We start from the raw sequence: 19929 nt of genomic DNA on the forward strand, positions 1-19929 counted from the left end.
ACGCGAAACCGCATAGCAGCGCGGCCGAGCGGTCGTTTGCGTCATCACGCAAATCGGAACGCGAGAGCGACGGCGAACGACCGCGAAGAGGGACACGGCGAGACGAAGGTCGGCGGTACGGAACCACGACGGTTTTTACTCTACAGCACAATACTGTAGATATCGAAACCGACACCTCTCACCGATTATGACTGACGAAGATACACCCGAACCACCGGATACCAGTGGCACAGAAATCGGCGCGGGACTGCTGGAGCAGAACATGGGGCCGAGTTCGTCGCTCGCACACCTGTACCGTGGCGAAATTCACCGAATGAAGTTCTGGCGCGAGCGGTTGGACCGGACGAGCAACTGGGCGATAACGCTGATGGCAGCCATCCTGACGTGGGCGTTCTCCAATCGAAGCAATCCCCACTACATCGTCCTCCTCGCCATCATCACGGTGAGCATCTTCCTGCTCATCGAGGCGCGTCGCTATCGCGCCTACGACATCTGGCGCTCGCGGGTACGGATGCTCCAACAGAACGTGTTCGCACTCGGACTCGACGACTCCAAAGGCGTCGTGGACGAGGAGTGGCGACAAAAGCTCAGCGAGGACTACCGACATCCGAAGATGAAGGTCTCGCTGGAAGAGGCGCTGGCACACCGTCTCCGTCGTGTGTACGCGCCGCTCTTCTTCGTCCTGCTGGTGGCATGGGTGTTCCAGTTGACGGCCTACACGAAGGATACGTGGCCGGAAGGGGCTGCCATCGGTCACATTCCGGGAACCATCGTCACGGCCATCGTCGTCGCGTTCTACGCGGGAATCCTCGTCATCGCCTACCGGCCCCGGACGTGGCACATCAACGGCGAAATTGTGCCGAGCGACGTGACGGGGTGGGATTACTCGCGGGAGTGATTCGGAACGCCTTGGCGGGAGACGACGGCCACTACGTGTTCTTCTCGACCCGAGTCGTCGGATAGGTTCGTGTCGTTCGGTGTCGGTCAGTCGCTCTCTCTCGAAAAACGGGCGAGGAGCGTCTCGACCGTCCCGGAGAGGACGCTGGTTCCGAACAGCGCGACCAGCACCGCGCCCGCGGCGTCGAAGATGAGGTCGACGATGGTGTCGTCCAGTCCGTACTGAATGAGCACTGGTTTCACGCCGATGAAGTGAGCACTCCCTCGCGCTGCGAACTCCAGAACCTCCCAGAGGACGCCGGACGCGAGCGTGAACAGGAGGACGTAGACGAACATGAACCGGGGCGGAAAGAACACCGCGTCGGAGTGTTCGTCGAAGGCGCGCGCAGTGGAGTATCCGACGCCCGCGACGAGCGTCGCGGAGAGCAGGTGCGTGAGGTGGTCCCACCACCAAACCTCGTCGTAGAGTCCGAGCATGCCGATTGCGTGGAGGAAGACGGCGGCCGTAATCCACAGCGTCAGCGACGTGTCGAGCGAGAGACGATAGTCGCGCCGCAACACCCCGGGGAGAACGGTGATGCCGAACGCGAAGACGCCGTTCACGAACACTCCGACGTTCCTCGTCACGAGGCCGACGAACGTGATGCCGAGGATGGCCAACTGCATCAGTCGGACGAGACGAGACGAGGAGATGCCGATTTTCATCCCGATTTGCGCTAAGTGTCGGAAGAAGTAAACAGTGGCTATCGGCGTGTGCTATGTGGTACCACGAATTTCCGACAGGTGTTTATGCGAACCTTGCGTATCGGTGGTACTATGATGGCAACGACGCACGCCCTTATCGGCGTGCTGCTCGGGAGTGCCTCGCTCTTCGTCGCACCGGAGTTGGCTCCCGTCGCCGTTTTCGCCGGGCTCGCCGGTGGGGTGTTTCCCGATTTCGACCTGTATTCGGGACACAGGAAGACGCTGCACTTCCCGGTGTACTACTCGATTGCGGCGACAGCGGCGCTCGCCGGGGCGATGTTGGTACCGAACTCGTGGACATTCGCGCTCGGGTTCTTCCTCCTCGCGGCGGCCGCACACTCCGTTTCGGACGCCTTCGGGGGCGGGTTGGAACTGAAACCGTGGCTCGGCCAGTCCGAACGTGCGGTGTACAGCCACTTCCACGGGCAGTGGATTCCGCCGCGTCGCTGGATTCGGTACGACGGCGCGCCGGAGGACTTCGCGCTGGGAGTCACACTCGCGGTGCCGAGCCTCGTGCTCTACGACGGGACGATTCAGACGCTCGTCGTCCTCGCGGTCATGATTTCGGGAGTTTACGCGCTCCTTCGGAAGCCTCTCGTGAACATCGCGGAGTGGCTGGTCGGGCGGATTCCGTCGCACATGCTGGCGTACGTCCCTGACCGGTTTATCGGCGATTTCGTCCGGTGAGGAGCGAACGCGCTTCGAAGGGTTTATTCACGCCCTGACCAACAGATTCGGTAGTAACTATGTCCGACAAACCTGCCTCGATGTACCGGGCCATCGACAAGCCCTCGTACACGCGACGCGAATACATCACCGGAATTCCGGGTTCGAAGATCGCACAGCACAAGATGGGCGAAGTGGACAGCAACGAGGACGACTACCCCGTTCAGATTTCCCTCATCGTCGAAGAAGAATGCCAGATTCGCCACGGTGCGCTGGAGGCCTCCCGCCTGTCCGCGAACCGCTTCCTGCTCAAGAACATCGGCGAAACCGGCTACAAGATGATCCTCCGCAAGTTCCCCCACCAGGTCCTGCGCGAGAACAAGCAGGCGACCGGTGCGGGTGCGGACCGTGTTTCCGACGGAATGCGACAGGCGTTCGGGAAGCCGGTCGGAACGGCGGCACGAATCGCCAACGGTGATCGAGTGTTCACCGCGTGGTGTACCGTGGACGACGCGCCCCTCGTGAAGGACGCGCTCCGCCGTGCCTACAACAAAATCTCCCCGCCGTGCCGCATCATCGTCGAGCGCGGTGAAGAGAAACTCGTCAGCTAAATCCGATTCGTTCTTTTTGCTGTGACGTGCTGTCCGGTGAGCGATAGCACCGCGATTCAGCGCCGCGATTCCAGTTCCGCGCGCAAGTCCGTGGGTTCCATGTCCTTCATCGAGAGCAGAACGAGCAGGTGGTAGATGACGTCCGCACCCTCGTAAGCCATCTCCTCCCGGTCGTCGTCCTTCGCGGCGAGGATGAGTTCCGTCATCTCCTCGCCCAACTTTTCGAGGACGGCGTTCTCGCCCTTCTCGTGGGTGAACAGCGAGGCGGTGTAGGAGTCCTCGGGGAGCGTTTCCTTCCGGTCTTCGATGACCTCGAACAGGTCGTCCAGTACGTCGTTCATTGGCCTATCTGGGCGACTTCCCGGATGTCTTGAAGGTCGTCGAACTGTGCGCGTTCCTGGTGGCCGTGGTCGAACACCTCGTCAGCGACTTCGATGGGCGCGCCGGTACGGGCGGCGAGCGCGAGCGAGTCGCTGGGACGGGCGTCCACGACTTCGTGGCCGCGCGGCGTCTGGATGTGAAGGTCGGCGATGTAGGTGTTGTCGTCCAACCCGGTAACGACGACGCGCTCGATACGGCCACCGAGTTCCTCCATCACGTCGAGCAGGAGGTCGTGGGTCAGCGGTCGGCCGATGTCCTCGGCTTCCATGCCACGGGCGATGCTGATACCCTCCTCGAATCGAATAAAAATCGGAAGCACGTCGTCGCCATCCTCGGGTGCGAGGACGACCACGGGAAGCGGACCCTCCCCCGTGGCGGCGACACGTACCGCGTCGATTGTAACGTCCATAGCGAACCGAAGCGGCCCAGCGGCAAAAATCTGCTTACCGCGGGCGAATGGAAGCGCCCACAAAACCCGTGTCGACCGCCGAACGCCCTACTCGTCGGCGAAAAACGCGAGGCCGTGAATCCGACTGTCGGGGGTGAGTTCGGGGTGGAACGACGTCCCGACCACCGGCCCGTCCTGGACGGCGACGGGGCGACCGTCCCACTCGGCGAGGACGGTCGCCGACCCGACGTCGCTGATGAGCGGCGCACGGATAAACACGGCCGGGTACTGGTGGTCCAAGCCGGTCACGTCGAGGGGGGCTTCGAAACTGTCCTTCTGACGGCCGAAGGCGTTGCGTTCGACGGTTACGTCCAGCAGGCCGAGGTTGTCGACTCGGTCGTCACCGGCGTCGGTCGCGGCGACGATGAGACCGGCACAGGTGGCGAGAATCGGCTTTCCGGCCTCCACGTGATCCTGTATCTCGGGGGCGATACCCTCCGACTGCAGGAGTCGAGAGATGGCGGTCGATTCGCCGCCCGGCATACAGAGGAGGTCACAGTCCGGGACGATACCGGACTGGCGGATTTCGGTGACTGCGACGGATTCGTCGTGGGCGGTTCCGGCCCGCCGAATCGCGTCGGCGTGTTCGCTCACGTCGCCTTGGACGGCGATGACGCCAGCGTTGAGACTCATACCGGCACTTCGGAACAGGTCGGGAAAAGGGCCTCGTTACAGCGCGAGGAAGTTCAGTACCATGATGAAGACGCCGAAGAAGACACCGAACGCGAATATCGTCTTGGGGTTGATTCGAATCGCGTTCCGGTCTTCGGCATCGAAGTATCGCACGAGTCCGGCGCTGGACATCAGGCCACCGGAGTTCTGACCACTGCTCATGGTTTCGGGTCCGAGAGCGGTCGGGGTAAACCTTTCGCAATGCTATCGAATCCAGCCCTCCATACACCCAACCCATTTATCGGGGCAGGAGAAGTGATGTCTATGGACGAACAGATCGCGGCGGCGCTCGACGACGCGTTCCCCGACCGCGACGTGGACGCGGTACATCCCTCCGGCCCCTCGTGGAACGACGAGAATCGAACCGTCGGCATCGACTTCCGCGACGGCGAGTCGGTGTATCTGAAGATGTCGAACGTCGGAGACGGGTCGCGTATCGCCCGCGAACGGGCCGTAATCGACTACGTGGGCGAACGCGGCGGCGTTCCAGTCCCGACGGTGCTGGCGAGCGACAGCGCCGGAGCGGTTCCGTATCTCGTGACGGCACCGGTTGTCGGAGAGAGCCTGCTGTCTTCGTGGTCCGACGCGAACGCGACGGAGCGCGCGGAACTGGCCCGACAAGTCGGGATCTCGCTGGCGAACGTCCACGCGCTTCGTTTCGAGCAACACGGCCGCATCGTCGGCGGGAGCGCGGACGGTCTCGAACTCGAAACGGGGCCGTGGACGGACGTGCTCGTCGAGACGATAGCCGAGATGCGCGACATCGGGTCGCAAGACCGCTTTTCCCATCACTTCGACGCCGTTATCGAGGCCGTGGAGGACAATCGAGAACTGCTGGACGACACACCAGCGACGCTCCTCCACGGTGACCCCGCCCGTCCGAACTGTTTCCACGGAGAGGGACGAAACGAAGGGAAAATCGGACTTCTCGACTGGGAAATCGCGCACGTCGGCGACCCCGTACGGGACGTAGAGCGTACGCGGAGCCTCCAGTTCGACTCGCTCCGTGCCGACGGTCCCGAGGAGATAGTCCACGCGTTCTACGACGGCTATCGGGACCGGGCGGGCGGCCTCCCGGACGGGTTCGAGGAGCGACGACCCATCTACGACGCGGTTCGGTTTCTGGGACACACTGGATTCTATGACAAGTACGCCTCGTTCCGCGACGAGGACCCCGAGGAACTCGCCGCGTGGATGGACGGGGAGATGGAGCGACGAATCGAGCGGATCACCCGACGGGACGGATAGTGATGCGACCGAGACTGACGAACAGGCGGCAGAGGACGAGGAGGAAGAAACCCTTATGCACGCGGCGACGGAACCTTCCAAGAGCAACGCATGACCGTCAAGTTACTCGACTTCTACGCAGATTGGTGTGGGCCGTGCAAGACACAAGACCCGATCCTCGACGAACTCGAAGAGGACTGGGACGAGAGCGTCGAATTCGAGAAAGTAGACGTGGACGAGCACCAAGACATCGCTAACGAGTACCAAGTTCGCTCGATTCCGACCATCGTCATCGAGGACGACGAAGGCGTCGTCGAGCGCTTCGTCGGCGTGACCCAGCGCGACGACTTGGAACGCGTCTTGGAGAAAGCTGGCGCATAATTCCGGTCCCGCCACAACGCAGTCTTTTTCGAACAGCTACGAACCGTCCGGGATTCACGACCAGCGGACGCTATTCGAACCGCACGCCGACGTCGTGCATCCCCTCGTTTTCGAGCGCGAGGTTGATGAGGAGCGGCGTCATGCTCTCGACTTCCGCGCTGTTTCCGATGCCACCGGCGTCGAGCGCCCGCAGTCCGTCTATCTCCTCGGCGAGCCGTCCGACGAGTTCCTTGGCATCGTCGTCGTCGCCGACGAGGAGCGTGTCCTGGTCGAGGTCGAGGCTGAGGTCGGCGAGACGGTCGGCCGAGAGGTTGTGGAACGCGCCGACCACGGGAACGCCGTCGGGTGCGGTGTCCGCGACGAGTTCGCTGACGCTTCCGACGTTCGGCGGCTTGTAGTGGAACCCGGTTTCGTCGCGGTCCATCCCCACGGCGGGGGTGACGAGGACGTCCACGTCGCCGAGGCGGTCCGCGACCGACTCGATAGTGTCGCGGATGTGGAACGGTGGAACGGCGAGAACGACCATATCTCCGCGTTCGGCGGCCATTCCGTTGGCGAAGCCGTTGATGGATCGGGAGACGCCCAGGCTGTCGAGTTCGGTTTCGTACTCCGCCGCCTTCGTGCGGGCTTTTTCGGGGTCGCGCGAGCCGATGATGACCTCGTGGTCCGTGTCGAACGCCCAACGGAGCGCGAGTCCCTGCCCGATGTCGCCGGTACCCCCTAAGAGTGCGATTCGCATACACGGGGAGTCTGTCGGAGCGCGGTTAAGTTCTCCGAAAGCGGGAATCGAGGGGGATTCCCCCACAGGATTTCCGCCGCCACAACCCCTTTTTCCTTGCTCCCCCTTGCAGGGAATACGATGACATACGACGCCAACAGCGACGGAATTCCGAAACTCGGACTCGGAACGTGGGAGAACACGGACAGCGACGAGTGTGCACACAGCGTCGCCTACGCCCTCGATTTGGGGTACGAACACGTCGATACCGCCCAAGCCTACGGGAACGAGGAGGAGGTCGGCAGGGGAATCGCCGACTCGTCGGTGGACCGCGAGGACTTCTTCCTCGCCACGAAGGTCTGGATAGATAACCTCGCACACGACGACGTACTCGAAACGACCGAGAAGAGTCTGGACAAACTCGGCACGGACTACGTTGACCTGCTCTACGTCCACTGGCCCGCCCGCGAGTACGACCCCGAAGAGACACTCGCGGCGTTCGACGAGCTGTACGACGAGGGCAAAATCAAGCACGTCGGCCTGAGCAACTTCGAACCCGAGCATCTGGAAGAGGCGAAGGAAATCCTCGACGCACCCATCTACGCCAATCAGGTCGAGATGCACCCGCTCCTCCAACAGGACGAGCTGGTCGAGTACGCGCAGGAAAACGACATCACGCTCGTCGCGTACTCCCCGCTCGCCCGCGGTAACGTGTTCGACGTGCCCGAACTGACCGACATCGCCGAGAAGCACGAGACCAGCGAAGCGCAGGTCAGCCTCGCGTGGCTCATGTCGAAGGACAACGTGGTCGCCATCCCGAAGGCCACGGGCGAGGACCACATCGATGACAACTACGACGCGCTCACCCTTGAACTGGACGACGAGGACATCGAGAAAATCGAGGGCATCGAGCGGAAAGAGCGCCAAGTCGACCCCGACTTTGGACCGTGGAACTGACTCGCTGAAATCGGCACGGAGCTGAAACGAACTCGTTTTTCGACCTCGCACCGGGGAAACTATGGGCACCGGGGTGCATCTCGCGGGTATGACCGACCTCGTGACATTCGGCGAGACCATGTTGCGGCTCTCGCCGCCCGACCGCGAACGCATCGAGAGCACCTCGTCGCTCGAACTCCGTGCCGCTGGCGCGGAGAGCAACGTCGCCATCGCCGCCCACCGACTCGGTACCGAGGCGATGTGGACCTCGAAGCTCCCCGACTCGCCGCTCGGACGGCGCGTCGTCGCCGGGCTTCGACGGTACGGCATCGACACCGAAATCGCGTGGAGCGACGAAGGGCGGCAGGGAACCTACTACCTCGAACACGGCACCGACCCGCGCGGCACGAACGTCATCTACGACCGCGCCGACGCCGCGGTCACGACGGCGACCGCCGACGACGTGGCGCTCGACCGGATTCGAGACGCCCGAACATTCTACACCAGCGGCATCACGCCCGCGCTGTCCGCGACGCTCGAATCCACCGTGGACGAGGTGCTCGCGGCGGCACAGGACGCCGGGACGACCACCGCTTTCGACGTGAACTACCGGTCGAAACTCTGGTCGCCCGCCGAAGCGCGCGAATCGCTCACCGCGCTGTTCCCCCGCATCGACGTGCTCGTCGCGGCCGAGCGCGACGCCAGAACCGTCCTCGACCGCTCCGGCGACGCCGACGACATCGCCCGCGGCCTCGCTGACGACTGGGACTTCGAAACCGTCGTCGTCACCCGCGGGTCGAACGGCGCGCTGGCGCTCCACGACGGCGAGATTCACGAGCAGTCCGCTTTCGACACGGACACCGTGGACCCCATCGGCACCGGCGACGCCTTCGTCGGCGCGTTCCTCGCCCGCCGCCTCGACGGCGAATCCGTCCCGACCGCGCTGGAGTACGGGGCCGCCACCGCCGCCCTCAAGCGGACGATTCCGGGCGACGTGGCCGTCGTCACGCGGGCGGAAGTCGAGGGCGTGATGGACACGGAAGCGCGCGATATTTCGAGATAGCACAGCACGACCGCACAGTTCTCGACCGTTTCGACCCGCCGGTACACGCGCCGTAGCGATTGACTCGTTCCCCGCATCTCGTCCGTTCATCGTGGCGCGCGCTGGCGAGGCGACGAGGACAGTACGTCCGAGTCGCCTCGCTAAAGCGTGCGAGGTCTTCGTGAGTGACGAAGAAACGAACGAATGGCTCGTCAGAGCGTTACTCTGACGGTGGATGAGCGAAGCGAATCGGTTGGGGAGGGTGTGGTTGATGCGGTTTGCGGTTGCGGTTTCAGTGACGTCTGTCGTTACAGTCCCGAACAAACCAACAACAACTCGACTGCGACGAGGGGGGTTTCAGGGTCTTCGTTACGGCAGTCCCGTTCGGAGGACTCCCGTCAGCAAACTCGTTTCCGACCGAGCGGTGGTACTGAATCCCATGGTAGAATACTGAATCCTATTTTGAAATCCTAGAAGATACTGAATAGTACTAAAATAGACTAAATCATACCAAAAGATACTGGCAAACCGATTTCTAGACGATTCGAGAAACCCTTCATCCTCGCCGCCGCCTAAACCGCTAACATCCCTGAACGAGACTGGATACACATGACAACGCACGTCGTCATCATCGGCGCGTATGGAAGCGCGGGGGTCGCCGTGGCACAGAGTCTCGCGGAAGACCCGAGCGTTCGACTGACCCTCGTCGATGACGGCGACCCCGGCGGCGGGCTGTGCATCCTCCGCGGCTGTATGCCGTCGAAGGAGGTGCTGTCGGCGGCGAGTCATCGGTATCAAGCGCGCCACGACCCGCGGCTGTCCGGGACGCCGGAGGTGGATTTGGAGTCGGTGGTGGAGCTGAAAGACGACCACGTGCTCGGCTTCGCGGAACACCGACGGGCGGCGGTACACAACCTCGCCGAGCGGGAGAACGTGGCGTTCTATCACGACACCGCACGGCTCGTGGACGACCACACGGTCGAAATCGACGGGCGAGAAATCGAGGCCGATTACGTCGTCATCGCCACAGGGTCGAAAGTGAACGTGCCCGACCTACCCGACATGAACGGCGTGGACTACATGACCAGCGCGGACGTGCTGGACGCGACCGAGTTCCCCGACTCGGGCGTCGTAATGGGGTTCGGGTACACCGGCCTCGAACTCGTCCCGTACCTCAGCGAGGCGGCGGGAATGGACCTCACCGTCATCGAACACGACGAGCATCCGCTGGACGAGGCCGATTCGCCGTTCGGCGACGAACTCCTCGACATCTACCGCGAGGAGTTCGGAATCGAGATACTGACCCGAACGTACGAAAAGCGGGTCGAATCGACGGGGGACGGGGTTCGGCTCCACGTCGAACAAAGAGGGAGTGGGAACGGAGGTAGAAACGGAGGCGGAGGCAGAGCCGGAGTCGGCGAATCGAGGACCATCGACGCGGACGAGTTGTTCCTCTTTACGGGACGGCGACCCAACCTCGACGGACTCGGGCTGGAGAACACCGCGCTCGAATTCGGGGGCGGGTGGGTCGAAGATACGATGCAGGCCCGCGACGACCCGCGAACGTTCGTCGTGGGGGACGTGAACGGCAAGGAGCCGATTCTCCACGTGGCGAAGGAACAGGGCTTCAAAGCCGCCGAGAACATCCTCGCACACGCTCGGGGGGACGACCTCGAACCGTACGAAAACGTCCGCCACCACGTCATCTTCTCGGCGGTCGGGGTGTATCCCTTCGCCAGAGTGGGACTGTCGGAGACGGCGGCGGAGGCGACTGGGCGGAACTACGTCGCCGTCAGCCGACGTGCGGCGGACGACGGCGTGTTCAAGACGAAACAGGCGTCGAGGGGGCTGGCGAAACTCGTGGTGGACGGGGACGACGGCACCGTTCTCGGCTATCAGGGGTTGCACTACCACGCCGACGTGATGGCGAAGACGATGCAGGTCGTGATAGAACGGGGTATGGACGTCCGCGACGTGCCGGACAGGGCGTACCACCCGACGACGCCCGAGATTCTGGACGGCTTGCTTCGGGACGCGAGCGAGCAGGTCGGAAAATAGGCATCCCTATCGCTGGCCGCCAAAACCGCGTTCTGGCGGGAGACGGTCACCCGTCGAGCGCCGCAATCACGTCCAACAGGCGTTCGAGTCGCGCGTCGGGGCGATATCGCACGGCATCGGTCTCCGAGTCGTGTGCCAGTAGTCCTGCACGGACCAGCTGTGGGAGGTGGTTGTGGTGCAACGCGACCAGCAACGACTCCCGGGACGTCGTGTCCCGTTCGGCCAGCAGTTCGTCCGCCAGTTCGTCGATGGAAATCCGCCCGTCGTCGGAGGACAACAGGAGGAGTATCCGTCGCCGTACCCGGTTGCTCAGTATCTTGAAGAGCACGTTCAGCGGAACGTCGGAACCGGACGTCGAGTGAGACCGTTCCGTGAGTTCTCGGTTCGTGGGTCGCTTCGGTGCGCTAGGCATCGTTCGACGATGACGTATCGATATGCCAATCGCATAACTCATTTTGACGTCTCGGGCACAGAAGCTGTGAAAGTTTCAACTCGACTTATACCCCGTCGAAACTATTTCGACCGTGGCGGAAGACGGGTCACTCCTCGCCGGTTCGGTCCTCGTCGATTCTGAACTGCTTCAACGGCTGAAAGTACTGGTCCCGAATCAGAATCTCGTCTTTGAGTACCAGCCCCAACTCGGGGAGCGCGGTCGCGATTCTCGTCAAATCGTCGTTCGACACGCCGACGGTTTCGATGCGGATGTTGTTCTCGCCGATCATCAGTTCGCGCACGTTCACGACGCCGGGGATGTCGAGCACCCGGTGGGCTAACTCGCTCCGTTCGCCGACGGGTGCGGAACAGACCATCAACACGTTCAGCGGAAATCCGGCCCGTTCGTAATCGACCGTCGCCTGATATCCCGTGATGATGCCGTCGGATTCGAGTTGGTCGATTCGATTGCTCACCGTGCTGGCCGACACGCCGAACCGGTTTCCGAGGGCGGTCGTGGTCGAACCGCGGGCGTCGCGCTGGAGCGCGTACAGGATTCCTTCGTCGATCTCGTCGAGCGCGCTTGATGTCATATGTTACCAAATGTTATCATACACCATGATAGTTTCCTGAACTATATATGATACGATTCCGCGATCGGCAGTCGCGTTCCGGAGCACGTCGAAACCGAGCGACGAGACGCTCCGCCGACACCGACGACGTGCTGATTTTTTCGGGGTCGCTGGCCGCCGAGGTCGAACGGGAGGTAAGGCTAAAAACCGGGGTGACATAGGGACAAACATGAAGGCCAAGCGGGAGTACCGACGGCGGCCGGACATCGAGGTCCGGGTACTCGACGCCCTCGTCGACCGGAGTGAAGACGGCATGACGGTCTTCGAACTGCGCTCCCACGTGGAGGCGGGCATCGACGAGTTGGAGGACGCGCTCGCGAACCTGAAACGGGACGGGCTGATAGAAGCCGGAATGGAGAGCGGACGAACGCTCATCCGCCCGGACGAGCGCGTCGTTCCCGACCCCGAGGAGATAGACGAGGAGCCGTCGTTCGTGGATAAGCTCATCGAGCGCCTGCCGCTGTAGCGCATCCGACGTTTTTACTCCCCTACGCACCCGACTACGTGTATGAACCTCGAAGCGCTACACGAAGACCACGGAGCGACGTTTTGTTCGGTCGGAAATCGTCGGGTGCCACGCGACTACGGCCGCCCCGAACGGGCACACCGTGCGGTCAGGAACGGCGTCGGACTCACGGAGATGCCCTACGGCGTCCTCGTCGTCACGGGCGATGACAGAATCGAGTACGTCGATAACATCGTCTCGAACACGGTCCCGCGCGAGGACGGACGCGGAACCTACGCCCTTCTGCTCGACCCGCAAGGGAAGGTCGAACTCGACATGTACGTCTACTGTGCGGGCGAGCGACTCCTGCTCTTCGTGCCGCCCGGTGAGGCGACACCGCTCGCCGAGGAGTGGCGAGAGAAGGTGTTCATTCAGGACGTGGATATCTCCGTCGCGACCGAGCGTTTCGCCGTCTTCGGCGTCCACGGACCGTACGCCACCGAAAAGGTCGCCAGCGTGCTGAACGGAGCGAGCACCCCGGACGAACAGCTTTCGTTCATCCGCGGGAAGATGGCCGACGTGGGCGTCACGGTCATTCGAACCGACGCGCCGACGGGCGAGGAGGGTTACGAAGTTATCTGCACGACGGACGAGACGGCGGACGAAATCGGACGCGAACGGCCGAACGTCGAACTCGTCTTCGACGCCCTCGTCACGCGGGGGATGAACGCCGCTCCCTTCGGCCGGGTGACGTGGGAGTCGCTGACGCTCGAAGCCGGAACGCCGCTGTTCGAGTACGAACTACGGGGCGAAATTCCGAACGTGCTCGGCCTCCGAAACGCCCTCGACTTCGAGAAGGGGTGTTACGTCGGCCAGGAAGTCGTATCGCGCGTCGAGAACCGCGGGCAACCGAGTCGGCGACTCGCGGGGCTGCTCCCCGAATCCGTACCGCAAGCGGGCGCGGCGGTCTTCGCGGGCGATGAAGTCGTCGGCGAAATCACCCGCGGAATCGAGAGTCCGTCGCGCGGGGAACCGGCCGCGATGGCGCTGGTGGATTTCGACGTGGAAATCGGGTCGGGGCTGACCGTCCGCGTCGATGGTGAGGACGTCAGCGCGGAACTGGTGTCCCTGCCGCTGGTGGACGGCAGCGACGAATCCGGGCGCGTGCCGACCTACGACTGAGCGATTCTCTCGTGTGCGAAATCGACGCGAGACACCACTGAGCGGAGGTTTTTCGGCAAACCCGATTCGAACCGATAGCGACGACCGCGTGTCACCGACGGAGGAAAAACCTTTTCAACAACTTAGTAATATTACTCAGTGGTATGCAAGCATTCGATGGCTTTGCGGACGTGAGCGAGGCGGAAGTGACGCGAGCGATTGGAACCGCGTGGAGCGACGAGTTTACCGAGTTCTCGGAGACGGACGTCATCATCGTCGGCGGCGGCCCGTCCGGGTTGGTCGCGGCGAAGGAACTCGCCGAGCGCGGGGTCGAAACGATGGTCGTGGAGAAGAACAACTACCTCGGCGGGGGGTTCTGGCTCGGCGGATTCCTGATGAACAAGGTGACGGTCCGCGACCCGTCGCAGGCCGTCCTCGACGACCTCGGCGTCCCCTACGAGGAGTCGGACGAGGCCGATGGGTTGTACGTCGCAAACGGCCCGCACGCCTGTTCCGCGCTCATCGAATCGGCCTGTTCGGCGGGCGCGAAGATGCAGAACATGACCGAGTTCACCGACGTCGTGGTCCGCGAGGGCCACCGCGTCGGCGGCATCGTCATGAACTGGACGCCGGTCCACGCCCTGCCGCGGGAACTCACCTGCGTGGACCCCATCGCGGTCGAATCCGACCTCGTTATCGACGCCACGGGTCACGAAGCTGTCGTCGTCTCGAAACTCCAGGAGCGCGGCGTGCTCGACGCACCCGGCCTCCGCCACGCACGAGAGCACAACACGGGCATGGACAAGTCGGGAGACGGGGAGTACGGCGCGCCCGGCCACGACTCGCCCGGTCACGACTCCATGTGGGTCGCAAAGAGCGAAGACGAGGTGGTCGAACACGCGGGTAAAGTTCACGACGGCCTCGTCTCGACCGGCCTCGCCACCGCGACGACCTACGGCCTCACCCGGATGGGACCGACGTTCGGCGCGATGTTGCTGTCGGGCAAGCGCGCCGCACAGGTCGCGCTTGACGAGTTAAACGTCGGCGGCACCGTCGAAATGGTAAGCAGTCCGTCGCCCGCGGACGACTGAACGGTACGGCCGACGGAAGCCGCAATACTCCAGCGAGACCTCGTGGCGCGCGGCGTCCCCGCTGACCACCCGGATGCGCTCATCGCCGCGACAGCACGCGTACACGGGACGGTGTTCGCCACGGCGGAGAAGCATTTCTGGAACGAGGAGGTACAGGACGTGCTGGACGTGGGCGAGTACGACCCCTACTGATTCTCCGCCACCTTCCCACCCGTAATCCGCACCACCCCGAGCGCGTGCTGGCTGTCGCGCACCGCCACCGTCCGGTCCGACAGCGCCCGCCGCGATTCCGCGATTCGTTCGTCCAGCACGTACCACGGCGGTTTCTCGAAGCCGCTCGTCCCGCCGGGCGTCGAGGCGAGCACGAGGCCCCGGAAGGCCTGGTTCACGGGCCACGAGTAGGCGCGCGAACTCTGTCCGGCGTCGAGCAGGGCGAGACCCCCGCCCGGACATATGCCGTCCAGCCACCGGGAAACGGTGCCGTAGGGGTCGTCCAGCATGCCGATGACGAACGTGGCGAGCACGGCGTCCACATCCTCGCGGAGCGAGAACGTGGCGGCGTCGGCCTGCACGATGTGGACGTTCTCCCATCCCTCGCGGTCGATTCTGTCCCGCGCCTGTTCGAGCATTCCGCGGGTGAAATCGACGCCGATGACCCTCCCCCCGGGACCGACGCGCCGCCGGAGGTGCGGGAAGTTCGCCCCCGTCCCACACCCCATCTCGACCACGGTGTCGCCGGGCGAAAGTCGGAGTTCGTCCACGACTCGACTCCGGAGTCGGGAGAGGCCGGGGGTCGCTACTGCGAGCAGGTCGTAGAGTCGCGCCCAGCGGCCGTAGAACTGCTGGGCGGTGGACGGTCCGCGCCGTGACATGGTTTGCGGTACGACGGAGGCGGATAAAAGGACCCGGGTGATTTTATACACGTCGTTCTCACCTTCTGAGAACAGGTCTCAGGCCGTGAGAAGCACCTTTCGGTCATATCACCCCCGTCGCCGAAGCTAAACATGTACTATGAGGCCACAGATTGGCGCACCCGGAACGGGCATCTCGCGGCGTGATTTCGTAAAGGCGACCGGCACTGCTGGCGTCGTCGCCACCGCCGGTTGCGCGGCACCGTCACAACCGGACCGACAAGGCGTCGCCGCCGCGACCGGAAACGCCGCCCTTCCGAAGACGAGCGCGCCACAAGTCGTCGATTTGGACGAACTCGGTCACGAGGTAACGATGCGGGCCGTCTCCGCCCGACACGAAGTTCATCCGCTCGACAGCATGGGCGGACCGGTAACCCTTCCGCACGTGTGGGCGTTTCAGGCGAACGACTTGCCGCCGAGCGTTCCCGGTCCAGTTCTCCGGACGACCGAAGGACACGACCTGGAGATAACGCTCGACAACACGAACATGAAGAACCCCCACACGCTGCACTTCCACGGCGTCCGAAAGACGTGGGAAAACGACGGCGTGCCGACGACGACGGGTATCACCGCCGACCCGGGGAAGAAGCACACGTACACCATCCCGGCGAACGTTCCCGGCACGCACCTCTATCACTGTCACTTCCAAACGCCGATGCACATGGAGATGGGAATGTTCGGTATTCTCCGCGTCGACCCGAAGGGATACGAGGAGGCCGACAAGGAGTATTTCGCAACCGTCCGAGAGTGGGATTCGAGGCTCTCGCGTGCGTACGCCGGTGAGGACGCGACCTTCGACCTCACGAACCGTCGCCCCGACGTGTTCACGGTCAACGGAAAGAGCGCGCCGCGGACACTCCACCCCGAAGACGGGACGCCGTTTATCGTGGAGTCAGGCGATACCGTCCGGATTCACTTCGTCAATGCGGGGTTCATGTCGCACCCGCTTCACATCCACAACCACCGGTTCCACATCGTCGAAAAGGACGGCGCGAACTATCCCGAGGCGATGCAGTTCCCGCAGGACGTGGTGAACGTCTCCCCGGCGGAACGCTACACCATCGAGTTCGAAGCGGACGCGGACCCGGGTATCTACCTCATGCACTGTCACAAGGTAGATCACGTCAGAAACGGCGCGTCCTACCCGGGAGGGATGCTCTCGGCGGTCGTCTACAAGGAAGCGATGAACACCGACGTCTTCGCCAACCTGATGGAGTACGCGGGGTACGAGGGGTGAACCGATGACGCGCGTAGCACGTCGGGACGTTCTCCGCGGAGGTGCGGGCATCGCGGCACTCTCGTTGCTGCCACCGGTCGCCGGAGAGTCGCCGACAATCGTGGACGAGACCGGAAAGGAAGAAGTCACCGTCGTGGTCGGTGCCGAAGGTAATGGCGGCACCTATGCGTTCGGTCCTGCCGCCGTCAGAATCGACCCCGGAACGAGGGTCGTCTGGGAGTGGTCGGGAGACGGCGGAATGCACAACGTCGTGGCCGCGGACGGGTCGTTCAAGAGCGACCTCCAGCAGAAGGCCGGTGCGACGTTCAGTCACACGTTCGAGACGGACAGTGCCATCGATTACTACTGCGAACCGCACCGTGCGATGGGGATGAAAGGGGTCGTCCTCGTCGGCGACGCCGCGCTTCCCGGAGCGGCGGCCGAAAACGGGACGACGAAAACCACCTACGACGGGTGGTTCGATGGCGTCGATAACTTCGACGGAACGGTCGATATGACCGGCAAAGATGCGGTCACGGTCGATGTCGGTGCACAGGCGAACGGGGGGCCGTACGGATTCGGTCCGGCGGCGATTCGCGTCGACGCCGGGACGAAAGTGACGTGGCGGTGGTCGGGGAACGGAATCCATAACGTCGTCGCGGAAGATGGCTCGTTCAAGAGCGACCTGTACGGCGATTCGAGCGCGACGTTCACCCACACTTTCCACAGCGGTGGAATCACGAAGTATTTCTGTGAGCCGCACCGCGGAATGGGAATGAAAGGTGCGGTCGTCGTGGACGGACCGAAGAACGCGACGGCGGGCATCTCCTCGGGACAACTCGCCCTCGGTGGCGGTTTCGTGACCGCACTACTCTCGCCCATCGCGTTCGCACTCTTCCTCTCGTTTCGAAAGAACCGCGACACGTCACGATTGACACAGGTAAGAAACCGGCCACAGCAGTAAAGTATAGTCAGGTCGCCATTTATATCACATGACAATTGCCCTGACCGAAGGCGACCAAGGGAAGCGTGTCATCGAGGCGGACGGTACGGAGGTCGGAATGGTCATGGAGGTACGACACGGGACGGCGCACGTCGAGGCCGACCCGAGCGTCGTCGAGACGTTACAAACTGCATTCGACACGGGGGGAAACAACGAAAACACGTACGCTCTCTCCGAGGAGGACATCGAACGAATCGAAGACGATACGATAGTCCTCCGGACCCGCGACTGATCGGATAGTTTCGAAGAAAAAATTACCTCGTGTACCCCTACCCGAGGTAACTAAAGAGTGCGACCGGATTGGTATATACTTTGTGTGTGCCAATTCGATCGCTGGAGATAAACGACTCGCACAGGCAAGCACGAGGCAAACATAAATGAGACAACGAAGAAACGAACAAACCATGAACGGTCAGCCGGATGCCGGGGATATCCCCGCTGGCTGGGAACGAGCACCCATCAGGGGGGACGAGATTCAACTCCAGCACGAGGACGGGAGCATCGCTGTGAAGGCGGTCAAAGCAACGATTTCGGACGAGTGGGAACTCGAACTGGAGGACAGCATCGGCAACAGATACACGACGATTCGACCGGTCGGTCGCGTGGCGACGCGCGACCGCGCGGTTTCGGCGCTGGTGTCGTTCGCACGGGAGGTCAACGACCTTCGTCACGAACGCGGGGAGGTGTTGCCGGACGACATCGTTCGGGAAGTACAGCGCAGCGAACGAGTACCCGTTTAAACGATTTTTCGCGCGACTTCGGCCACGGCCTCGGCGGAATCGCCGAGGATGTAGACGATGGGTTCGATGCCGTAGCCGCCGGTGTGATAGAGCACTGTCGCGTCCGGCGACTCGTCGAGAGCGTGGCCGACCGCCTCGCTGAGGTCGTCGTACTCGGCGTCGAACTCGGCGGTCGCGTGGCCCACCGATTCGAGGCGGGCCACGATGTCGGGGTCGTAGCGGACGTTGAGCGCGGCGTGAACGTCGGCACCGTTGTCGCGTGCCGCGAGGAGAATGGAAGCGACGTGTGCGCTGACGCCGAACTCGGGGTCCGCCGGAATCGTCGCCCGACCCTTCACGTCGAAGATGCGACCGGGGATGCCAGCCACGTCGTCGATACTCTCGGCGTTGGGCAGACTCTCACAGAGGTTCGAGCCCACGGCGGGAATGAGCGAGGTGAAGCCGCTCGTCCCCTCCACGATGTGAATCCCGCGGCGCATGGACGAGAGGACGCGCTCGGTCGCCCGGAGTTCGTCGTCCGGGTCGTGAACGTTGAAGTCGCCGCCGTGACCCGCCAGTTCGGGCATCGCCTCCTCGTGCAGTTGCGCGATGAGGTCGTGGTCTTCGAGTCGTCGGATGAGCACCTCCACCTCCACGAGCGCCTGCACCTGACTCATGCTTCCCGTCGCCAACCCCTCACCGACCTCGGTTACGAGGCGGGAGACGCGCTCGTCGTCCCGAATACCGTCGTTTTGCGCGACGTCGCCGTGCGCGTACTTCGAGACGGCGCTCTGGCTGATACCGAGGGCGTCGGCCACCTCGCTCTGGGTCAGGCCCCGCTCGCGCAGGTCTTCCGCGAGCATCGAGCGAAACGTGGGGAGGAACTCCTCGACGACGACTTCCTCCGCGAACTTCACAGTTGGTCACCACCGAACTCGTGGTCGCTCCCGATTCGGGACGCCTGCGGTCCGGCTTGGTCCTGATATTTCGAGCCGCGTTCGGACCCGTACGGCCGCTCCGAGGGGTTCTTGAGCTCCGTGAAGATGAGCTGTGAGATGCGCGTGCCGGGTTTGAGCGCGACGGGAGCGGTCCCGAGGTTCGACAGTTCGAGGGTTATCTGTCCGCGATAGCCGGGGTCCACGACCCCCGCCGTAGCGTGGACGACGACGGCGAGTCGGCCGAGCGACGAGCGGCCTTCGACGTGAGCGAGCAGGTCCGACGGGATTTCGACGCGCTCTTTCGTCGTCCCGAGGACGAAATCGCCCGGGTGGAGGATGAACTCGTCGCCCTCCTCGACGATTGTTTCCGTGACGTAGCTGTCCACCTCGTCCTCGCTATCGGGGTGGATGCACGGGATGTTGGTGCGCTGGAATTCGAGGAACTCCTCGCCGAGTCGAAGGTCGATACTCGCCGGTTGAATCTGCAGGTCGGGTTCGTCTATCGGTTCGACCACCAAGTCGCCGGAGTCGAGACGGCAGCGGATGTCCGCGTCCGAGAGTATCATTGTCGAAAACAGGGGTGGGGGTGTGTAAAGACCC

27 protein-coding genes are annotated in these 19929 nt (G+C 63.1%); 16 read left to right on the forward strand and 11 right to left on the reverse strand.

What is annotated here, in order from left to right:
* Positions 1-187 precede the first annotated feature (187 nt).
* Positions 188-898, forward strand: coding sequence for a DUF2270 domain-containing protein (locus tag V5735_RS09280; protein WP_423743263.1), 711 nt, complete (start codon positions 188-190; stop codon positions 896-898).
* Between the two features lie 86 nt (positions 899-984).
* Here V5735_RS09280 and V5735_RS09285 read toward each other — a convergent pair whose 3' ends face one another.
* Positions 985-1602, reverse strand: coding sequence for a hypothetical protein (locus tag V5735_RS09285; RefSeq protein ID WP_423743264.1), 618 nt, complete (start codon positions 1600-1602; stop codon positions 985-987).
* Between the two features lie 111 nt (positions 1603-1713).
* Between V5735_RS09285 and V5735_RS09290 the strand changes: the two genes are divergently transcribed.
* Positions 1714-2328, forward strand: a complete 615-nt coding sequence (locus V5735_RS09290) for a metal-dependent hydrolase (protein ID WP_423743265.1) — start codon at positions 1714-1716, stop codon at positions 2326-2328.
* Between the two features lie 59 nt (positions 2329-2387).
* Positions 2388-2918 (forward strand): 50S ribosomal protein L16, encoded by a 531-nt coding sequence (locus tag V5735_RS09295; RefSeq protein WP_007979833.1) that lies wholly within the window; start codon positions 2388-2390, stop codon positions 2916-2918.
* 56 nt (positions 2919-2974) lie between these two features.
* Here V5735_RS09295 and hisE read toward each other — a convergent pair whose 3' ends face one another.
* The 4 genes from hisE to V5735_RS09315 all read right to left on the reverse strand — a co-directional run bounded on the left by hisE (position 2975) and on the right by V5735_RS09315 (position 4581).
* Positions 2975-3259 (reverse strand): phosphoribosyl-ATP diphosphatase, encoded by a 285-nt coding sequence (gene hisE / locus V5735_RS09300; RefSeq protein ID WP_423743266.1) that lies wholly within the window; start codon positions 3257-3259, stop codon positions 2975-2977.
* Positions 3256-3708: a bifunctional nuclease family protein gene (locus V5735_RS09305; RefSeq protein ID WP_423743267.1), complete on the reverse strand. Its 453-nt coding sequence runs from the start codon at positions 3706-3708 to the stop codon at positions 3256-3258. The genes hisE and V5735_RS09305 overlap by 4 nt, the downstream gene beginning before the upstream one ends.
* Positions 3709-3795: 87 nt before the next feature.
* Positions 3796-4380 carry a pyridoxal 5'-phosphate synthase glutaminase subunit PdxT gene (gene pdxT / locus V5735_RS09310; protein WP_423743268.1) on the reverse strand — a complete coding sequence of 195 codons (585 nt, stop codon included), beginning with the start codon at positions 4378-4380 and terminating at the stop codon, positions 3796-3798.
* Positions 4381-4416: 36 nt separating this feature from the next.
* Positions 4417-4581 carry a preprotein translocase subunit Sec61beta gene (locus V5735_RS09315; protein WP_026177836.1) on the reverse strand — a complete coding sequence of 55 codons (165 nt, stop codon included), beginning with the start codon at positions 4579-4581 and terminating at the stop codon, positions 4417-4419.
* 102 nt (positions 4582-4683) lie between these two features.
* Between V5735_RS09315 and V5735_RS09320 the strand changes: the two genes are divergently transcribed.
* Positions 4684-5667, forward strand: a complete 984-nt coding sequence (locus V5735_RS09320; protein ID WP_423743269.1) for a phosphotransferase family protein — start codon at positions 4684-4686, stop codon at positions 5665-5667.
* A 90-nt stretch (positions 5668-5757) separates the two neighbouring features.
* On the forward strand, positions 5758-6027 hold the full coding sequence (trxA, locus tag V5735_RS09325; protein WP_007979845.1) for a thioredoxin: 270 nt from the start codon (positions 5758-5760) through the stop codon (positions 6025-6027).
* Between the two features lie 70 nt (positions 6028-6097).
* On the opposite strand, the gene npdG is transcribed toward trxA, so the two are convergent.
* Complete coding sequence (gene npdG / locus V5735_RS09330) at positions 6098-6766, reverse strand: NADPH-dependent F420 reductase (protein WP_423743270.1); 669 nt, start codon at positions 6764-6766, stop codon at positions 6098-6100.
* Positions 6767-6886: 120 nt separating this feature from the next.
* Between npdG and V5735_RS09335 the strand changes: the two genes are divergently transcribed.
* The 3 genes from V5735_RS09335 (at position 6887) to V5735_RS09345 (ending at position 10781) form a co-directional block, all read left to right on the forward strand.
* The gene (locus V5735_RS09335) at positions 6887-7702 is read left to right on the forward strand and encodes an aldo/keto reductase (protein ID WP_423743271.1); all 816 of its coding nucleotides are present in this window, start codon (positions 6887-6889) and stop codon (positions 7700-7702) included.
* An 88-nt stretch (positions 7703-7790) separates the two neighbouring features.
* Positions 7791-8744 (forward strand): bifunctional 2-dehydro-3-deoxygluconokinase/2-dehydro-3-deoxygalactonokinase, encoded by a 954-nt coding sequence (gene kdgK1, locus V5735_RS09340; protein ID WP_423743272.1) that lies wholly within the window; start codon positions 7791-7793, stop codon positions 8742-8744.
* 588 nt (positions 8745-9332) lie between these two features.
* A complete protein-coding gene (locus tag V5735_RS09345) occupies positions 9333-10781 on the forward strand; it encodes a dihydrolipoyl dehydrogenase family protein (RefSeq protein WP_423743273.1) in 1449 nt (482 codons plus the stop codon).
* A 46-nt stretch (positions 10782-10827) separates the two neighbouring features.
* Here V5735_RS09345 and V5735_RS09350 read toward each other — a convergent pair whose 3' ends face one another.
* Positions 10828-11193: a DUF7344 domain-containing protein gene (locus V5735_RS09350; RefSeq protein ID WP_423743274.1), complete on the reverse strand. Its 366-nt coding sequence runs from the start codon at positions 11191-11193 to the stop codon at positions 10828-10830.
* Positions 11194-11320: 127 nt separating this feature from the next.
* Entirely contained in the window at positions 11321-11806 is a 486-nt protein-coding gene (locus tag V5735_RS09355) for an Lrp/AsnC family transcriptional regulator (protein ID WP_423743275.1), read from the reverse strand.
* Positions 11807-12014: 208 nt separating this feature from the next.
* Here V5735_RS09355 and V5735_RS09360 point away from each other — a divergent pair, with 208 nt between their 5' ends.
* The 4 genes from V5735_RS09360 (at position 12015) to V5735_RS09375 (ending at position 14734) form a co-directional block, all read left to right on the forward strand.
* A complete protein-coding gene (locus V5735_RS09360; RefSeq protein WP_423743276.1) occupies positions 12015-12311 on the forward strand; it encodes a DUF6432 family protein in 297 nt (98 codons plus the stop codon).
* A 42-nt stretch (positions 12312-12353) separates the two neighbouring features.
* Entirely contained in the window at positions 12354-13472 is a 1119-nt protein-coding gene (locus V5735_RS09365; protein ID WP_423743277.1) for an aminomethyltransferase family protein, read from the forward strand.
* A gap of 143 nt (positions 13473-13615) precedes the next feature.
* Positions 13616-14542 carry a sulfide-dependent adenosine diphosphate thiazole synthase gene (locus tag V5735_RS09370; protein ID WP_423743278.1) on the forward strand — a complete coding sequence of 309 codons (927 nt, stop codon included), beginning with the start codon at positions 13616-13618 and terminating at the stop codon, positions 14540-14542.
* A 42-nt stretch (positions 14543-14584) separates the two neighbouring features.
* A complete protein-coding gene (locus tag V5735_RS09375; protein WP_423743279.1) occupies positions 14585-14734 on the forward strand; it encodes a hypothetical protein in 150 nt (49 codons plus the stop codon).
* On the opposite strand, the gene V5735_RS09380 is transcribed toward V5735_RS09375, so the two are convergent.
* Positions 14728-15414: a class I SAM-dependent methyltransferase gene (locus V5735_RS09380; RefSeq protein ID WP_423743280.1), complete on the reverse strand. Its 687-nt coding sequence runs from the start codon at positions 15412-15414 to the stop codon at positions 14728-14730. The two genes, V5735_RS09375 and V5735_RS09380, sit on opposite strands and share 7 nt — an antisense overlap.
* Positions 15415-15553: 139 nt before the next feature.
* On the opposite strand from V5735_RS09380, the gene V5735_RS09385 reads away from it, so the two are divergent.
* The 4 genes from V5735_RS09385 to V5735_RS09400 all read left to right on the forward strand — a co-directional run bounded on the left by V5735_RS09385 (position 15554) and on the right by V5735_RS09400 (position 18412).
* Positions 15554-16690, forward strand: coding sequence for a multicopper oxidase domain-containing protein (locus tag V5735_RS09385; protein ID WP_423743281.1), 1137 nt, complete (start codon positions 15554-15556; stop codon positions 16688-16690).
* A gap of 4 nt (positions 16691-16694) precedes the next feature.
* Complete coding sequence (locus tag V5735_RS09390; RefSeq protein ID WP_423743282.1) at positions 16695-17633, forward strand: halocyanin domain-containing protein; 939 nt, start codon at positions 16695-16697, stop codon at positions 17631-17633.
* Positions 17634-17661: 28 nt separating this feature from the next.
* Positions 17662-17904: a PRC-barrel domain containing protein gene (locus V5735_RS09395; RefSeq protein WP_423743283.1), complete on the forward strand. Its 243-nt coding sequence runs from the start codon at positions 17662-17664 to the stop codon at positions 17902-17904.
* 172 nt (positions 17905-18076) lie between these two features.
* The gene (locus tag V5735_RS09400; protein WP_423743284.1) at positions 18077-18412 is read left to right on the forward strand and encodes a hypothetical protein; all 336 of its coding nucleotides are present in this window, start codon (positions 18077-18079) and stop codon (positions 18410-18412) included.
* Here the strand turns inward: V5735_RS09400 and V5735_RS09405 are convergent.
* Positions 18409-19308 (reverse strand): thiamine-phosphate synthase family protein, encoded by a 900-nt coding sequence (locus V5735_RS09405; protein ID WP_423743285.1) that lies wholly within the window; start codon positions 19306-19308, stop codon positions 18409-18411. The genes V5735_RS09400 and V5735_RS09405 overlap by 4 nt on opposite strands.
* Entirely contained in the window at positions 19305-19895 is a 591-nt protein-coding gene (gene dcd / locus V5735_RS09410; protein ID WP_423743286.1) for a dCTP deaminase, read from the reverse strand. Before dcd ends, V5735_RS09405 begins: the two co-directional genes overlap by 4 nt.
* Between the last annotated feature and the right edge of the window lie 34 nt (positions 19896-19929).

This window comes from Haladaptatus sp. SPP-AMP-3 (assembly GCF_049568665.1).
Lineage (GTDB): Archaea > Halobacteriota > Halobacteria > Halobacteriales > Haladaptataceae > Haladaptatus > Haladaptatus paucihalophilus.

What these genes read in the sequence shown, in the direction of transcription:
- V5735_RS09280 (WP_423743263.1), top strand. Translation starts at nt 188, where the DNA reads ATGACTGACGAAGATACACCCGAACCACCGGATACCAGTGGCACAGAA.
- V5735_RS09285 (WP_423743264.1), bottom strand. Translation starts at nt 1,602, where the DNA reads ATGAAAATCGGCATCTCCTCGTCTCGTCTCGTCCGACTGATGCAGTTG.
- V5735_RS09290 (WP_423743265.1), top strand. Translation starts at nt 1,714, where the DNA reads ATGATGGCAACGACGCACGCCCTTATCGGCGTGCTGCTCGGGAGTGCC.
- V5735_RS09295 (WP_007979833.1), top strand. Translation starts at nt 2,388, where the DNA reads ATGTCCGACAAACCTGCCTCGATGTACCGGGCCATCGACAAGCCCTCG.
- hisE (WP_423743266.1), bottom strand. Translation starts at nt 3,259, where the DNA reads ATGAACGACGTACTGGACGACCTGTTCGAGGTCATCGAAGACCGGAAG.
- V5735_RS09305 (WP_423743267.1), bottom strand. Translation starts at nt 3,708, where the DNA reads ATGGACGTTACAATCGACGCGGTACGTGTCGCCGCCACGGGGGAGGGT.
- pdxT (WP_423743268.1), bottom strand. Translation starts at nt 4,380, where the DNA reads ATGAGTCTCAACGCTGGCGTCATCGCCGTCCAAGGCGACGTGAGCGAA.
- V5735_RS09315 (WP_026177836.1), bottom strand. Translation starts at nt 4,581, where the DNA reads ATGAGCAGTGGTCAGAACTCCGGTGGCCTGATGTCCAGCGCCGGACTC.
- V5735_RS09320 (WP_423743269.1), top strand. Translation starts at nt 4,684, where the DNA reads ATGGACGAACAGATCGCGGCGGCGCTCGACGACGCGTTCCCCGACCGC.
- trxA (WP_007979845.1), top strand. Translation starts at nt 5,758, where the DNA reads ATGACCGTCAAGTTACTCGACTTCTACGCAGATTGGTGTGGGCCGTGC.
- npdG (WP_423743270.1), bottom strand. Translation starts at nt 6,766, where the DNA reads ATGCGAATCGCACTCTTAGGGGGTACCGGCGACATCGGGCAGGGACTC.
- V5735_RS09335 (WP_423743271.1), top strand. Translation starts at nt 6,887, where the DNA reads ATGACATACGACGCCAACAGCGACGGAATTCCGAAACTCGGACTCGGA.
- kdgK1 (WP_423743272.1), top strand. Translation starts at nt 7,791, where the DNA reads ATGACCGACCTCGTGACATTCGGCGAGACCATGTTGCGGCTCTCGCCG.
- V5735_RS09345 (WP_423743273.1), top strand. Translation starts at nt 9,333, where the DNA reads ATGACAACGCACGTCGTCATCATCGGCGCGTATGGAAGCGCGGGGGTC.
- V5735_RS09350 (WP_423743274.1), bottom strand. Translation starts at nt 11,193, where the DNA reads ATGCCTAGCGCACCGAAGCGACCCACGAACCGAGAACTCACGGAACGG.
- V5735_RS09355 (WP_423743275.1), bottom strand. Translation starts at nt 11,806, where the DNA reads ATGACATCAAGCGCGCTCGACGAGATCGACGAAGGAATCCTGTACGCG.
- V5735_RS09360 (WP_423743276.1), top strand. Translation starts at nt 12,015, where the DNA reads ATGAAGGCCAAGCGGGAGTACCGACGGCGGCCGGACATCGAGGTCCGG.
- V5735_RS09365 (WP_423743277.1), top strand. Translation starts at nt 12,354, where the DNA reads ATGAACCTCGAAGCGCTACACGAAGACCACGGAGCGACGTTTTGTTCG.
- V5735_RS09370 (WP_423743278.1), top strand. Translation starts at nt 13,616, where the DNA reads ATGCAAGCATTCGATGGCTTTGCGGACGTGAGCGAGGCGGAAGTGACG.
- V5735_RS09380 (WP_423743280.1), bottom strand. Translation starts at nt 15,414, where the DNA reads ATGTCACGGCGCGGACCGTCCACCGCCCAGCAGTTCTACGGCCGCTGG.
- V5735_RS09385 (WP_423743281.1), top strand. Translation starts at nt 15,554, where the DNA reads ATGAGGCCACAGATTGGCGCACCCGGAACGGGCATCTCGCGGCGTGAT.
- V5735_RS09390 (WP_423743282.1), top strand. Translation starts at nt 16,695, where the DNA reads ATGACGCGCGTAGCACGTCGGGACGTTCTCCGCGGAGGTGCGGGCATC.
- V5735_RS09395 (WP_423743283.1), top strand. Translation starts at nt 17,662, where the DNA reads ATGACAATTGCCCTGACCGAAGGCGACCAAGGGAAGCGTGTCATCGAG.
- V5735_RS09400 (WP_423743284.1), top strand. Translation starts at nt 18,077, where the DNA reads ATGAACGGTCAGCCGGATGCCGGGGATATCCCCGCTGGCTGGGAACGA.
- dcd (WP_423743286.1), bottom strand. Translation starts at nt 19,895, where the DNA reads ATGATACTCTCGGACGCGGACATCCGCTGCCGTCTCGACTCCGGCGAC.